Annotated in this window: 5 protein-coding genes and 1 pseudogene; all 6 read left to right on the top strand. The window is 78.5% G+C overall.

The features are described from left to right. Positions 1-190 (top strand): annotated as a pseudogene (locus tag PYV61_RS23440) (hypothetical protein); the annotation flags it as partial. Positions 191-205: 15 nt separating this feature from the next. Next, positions 206-403, top strand: a complete 198-nt coding sequence (locus tag PYV61_RS23445; RefSeq protein ID WP_275836260.1) for a hypothetical protein — start codon at positions 206-208, stop codon at positions 401-403. A gap of 86 nt (positions 404-489) precedes the next feature. Then, positions 490-1,296 carry an alpha/beta hydrolase-fold protein gene (locus PYV61_RS23450; protein ID WP_275836262.1) on the top strand — a complete coding sequence of 269 codons (807 nt, stop codon included), beginning with the start codon at positions 490-492 and terminating at the stop codon, positions 1,294-1,296. Positions 1,297-1,306: 10 nt separating this feature from the next. Next, positions 1,307-1,612: a Dabb family protein gene (locus tag PYV61_RS23455; protein ID WP_275836264.1), complete on the top strand. Its 306-nt coding sequence runs from the start codon at positions 1,307-1,309 to the stop codon at positions 1,610-1,612. A gap of 7 nt (positions 1,613-1,619) precedes the next feature. Then, positions 1,620-2,135 (top strand): dihydrofolate reductase family protein, encoded by a 516-nt coding sequence (locus PYV61_RS23460; RefSeq protein WP_275836266.1) that lies wholly within the window; start codon positions 1,620-1,622, stop codon positions 2,133-2,135. 116 nt (positions 2,136-2,251) lie between these two features. Next, the gene (locus PYV61_RS23465) at positions 2,252-2,806 is read left to right on the top strand and encodes an alpha/beta hydrolase (RefSeq protein ID WP_275836268.1); all 555 of its coding nucleotides are present in this window, start codon (positions 2,252-2,254) and stop codon (positions 2,804-2,806) included. Positions 2,807-2,882: the final 76 nt, after the last annotated feature.

Here is a 2,882-nt window from a genome sequence, read left to right on the forward strand (position 1 = left end):
CGGCGTGGCGCCGGCGCTGCGCACGCTGCTGCTGGTGCTCCCCGCCGCGGGGTGGGACCCGCCCGCGCTGCTCGGCGCGGTGGCCGCGGTGCCGGTGGCGGCGGCCGTCGGGGCGTGCGGGGGGCTGCTGTACGCGCTCGCCGGACGCTGGCGCCGACGCGCTGGCGCGGACGCCGGCCGCACTCCCTGACCCCGGAGGATCGTCGTGCGCCATTATCGCCGGACCGTCGTCGGCTGCGCGCTGCTCTGGTTCCTGGTGGGGCTGCACGCGCCGACGCTGCACGAGCTGCTCGACCACGGGTGGCGCGCGCCCGCGTCGGTGGTCGCGATGACGGCGCTCCTGGCGGCGCTCGGCGTGGCGGCCGTGTGGGCGCTGCTCCGCGCGCCGGCGCGCCCGCGGTGACCCGGACGGCACCCCGCGCGCGCGCCGCGTCCGACTCCCGTCCCCCGGTGTACGAGGGGACAAGCCCCGAGCCCCCGACCGCCGTCATGCGCCGCGCCGCCCTCGCCCTCCTCGGACTTCTCGGCATCGCCGCCGCCGCCGCCCCGGCCGCGGCGCAGCGGCCCGCGCTCTCCGACAGCCTGGTCGTCGACTCGCGCGCGCTCGGCGAGGCGCGGCGCCTCAACGTGCACCTGCCCGACGGCTACGCGGCCGCGGGCGCCGCGCGCTACCCGCTGCTCGTCATGCCCGACGGCGGGATGGACGAGGACTTCCCGCACGTCGTGGCGACGGTGGACTCGCTGGTCGCGCTCGGGCGGATGCGCCCCGTCGTCGTGGTCGGGATCCCCAACACGCAGCGGCGGCGCGACCTCACCGGGCCGACGCGCGTGAAGGAGGACAGCGCGATCGCGCCGCGCGTCGGCGGGTCGGCGGCGTTCCGCGCGTTCGTGCGCGACGAGCTGCTGCCCGCCGTGTCGGCGCGCTGGCGCGTGACCGACGAGCGCGGGATCATCGGCGAGTCGCTGGCCGGGCTGTTCGTGGTCGAGACGTTCCTGCTGGAGCCGACGCTCTTCCGGCACGCGATCGCGCTCGACCCGAGCCTGTGGTGGGACCGCCGCTCGCTCGTCGACTCGGCGGCCGTGGCGGCGCGCGTGCGGGCCGCCGGCGCCGCGCCGCGCACGCTGACGCTCGCCAGCTCCGGGACGCGCGAGATCGCCGAGCCGACCGCGCGCCTCGCGGCGCTCCTGCGCGGCGCGCCGGGGCTGTCGGCGACCTACGAGGCGCGCCCCGACCTGACGCACGCCACCATCTTCCGCGCCGTGAAGCCCGCGGCGCTCGTCCGCGCGTTCCGCTGAGGAGCCCCCCGTGTTCGTCCACGCCGTCTACTTCTACCTGCGCGACGGGCTGTCGCCCGAGGAGCGCGCGCGCTTCGACGCGGGCGTGCGGTCGCTGCGCGACATCGAGACCGTGCGCCAGGGGTGGGTGGGCGTCCCCGCGCCCACCGACCGCCCCGTGATCGAGCGCGGCTACCACACGGCGCTCGTGCTGCTGTTCGCCGACCAGGCCGCGCACGACGCCTACCAGACGCACCCGGTGCACGACCGCTTCCGCGCCGAGTGCGCGGGGCTGTGGCGCGACGTGCGGATCTACGACTCGGTCGACGCGACCTGACCCCCCCATGCCGCGACTCCGCCTCCGCATCGCGATCTCGCTCGACGGCTACGCGGCCGGCCCGCACCAGAGCCGCGACCACCCGCTCGGCGAGGGCGGGATGCGCCTGCACGAGTGGGTGTTCCCGCTGCGCGCGTGGCGCGCCACGCACGGCCTGGAGGGCGGCGACGAGAACGAGAGCGGGCGCGTGCTCGAGGCGGCGACGGCGGGCGTCGGCGCGACGATCATGGGGCGGCACATGTTCGGCCCCGTGCGCGGCCCGTGGGACGCCGGCGCGCCGTGGGACGGGTGGTGGGGCGAGACGCCGCCGTTCGGGCACCCGGTGTTCGTGCTCACGCACCACGCGCGCGCGCCGCTCGCGCTCGACGGGACCACCTTCCACTTCGTGACCGGCGGCGCCGACGAGGCGCTGGCGCGGGCGCGCGAGGCGGCGGGCGGCCGGGACGTCGCCCTCGCCGGCGGCGCCGCGACGGCGCGGCAGTACCTCGCCGCCGGGCTGGTCGACGACATGCTCCTGCACTAGGCGCCGTTCGTGCTCGGCGGCGGCGAGCGGCTGTTCGACGGCGTCGCCGACCTGCACGGGCTGCGCCTCGCGCGCACCGTGGCCATGCCCGACGTCACCCACCTCCACTTCACGCGATGACCGCGACCACCGCCGCGACGGCGCTGATCCTCCCCGGGCTCTACGACTCGGGCCCCGACCACTGGCAGAGCGCGTGGGAGCGCGCCGACCCGACGTGCCGCCGCGTCGTGCAGGCCGACTGGGCGACGCCGCGCTGCGCCGACTGGGTGGCGACGCTCGACGCCGCGGTCGCCGCCGAGCCGGGGCCGGTCGTGCTGGTGGCGCACAGCTCGTCGTGCGCGCTGGTCGCGCACTGGGCCGGCGAGGCGTCGCCCGACGCGCTGGAGGCGCTGCGCGGCGCGCTGCTGCTGGCGCTGGGCGACCCGGAGGGGCCGCGCTACCCGGCGGGGCCGACCGGCTTCGCGCCCGTGCCGACGGCGCCGCTCCCGTTCCCGAGCGTGCTCGTGGCCAGCACCGACGACGAATACGTCACGCCCGCGACGGCGCGCGCGTACGCGGCGGCGTGGGGGAGCACCTTCGTCGACGTCGGCGCGGCGGGGCACGTCAACGGCGCGAGCGGGCTGGGCGACTGGCCCACCGGGCGCGCGCTGCTCGCGGGGCTCCGCGCATGACGCGCCGCCTGCTCCTCCTCGCGCTGGCCGCCGCGGCCTGCGCCGCCCTCGCCGCGCGCGGCGCCGACTCGGCGGC

The sequence above is a fragment of the Roseisolibacter sp. H3M3-2 genome (genome assembly GCF_029211165.1).
Lineage (GTDB): Bacteria > Gemmatimonadota > Gemmatimonadetes > Gemmatimonadales > Gemmatimonadaceae > Roseisolibacter.

Coding starts and splice junctions, on each gene's coding strand:
- PYV61_RS23460 (WP_275836266.1), top strand. CDS start 1,620: ATGCCGCGACTCCGCCTCCGCATCGCGATCTCGCTCGACGGCTACGCG.
- PYV61_RS23465 (WP_275836268.1), top strand. CDS start 2,252: ATGACCGCGACCACCGCCGCGACGGCGCTGATCCTCCCCGGGCTCTAC.
- PYV61_RS23450 (WP_275836262.1), top strand. CDS start 490: ATGCGCCGCGCCGCCCTCGCCCTCCTCGGACTTCTCGGCATCGCCGCC.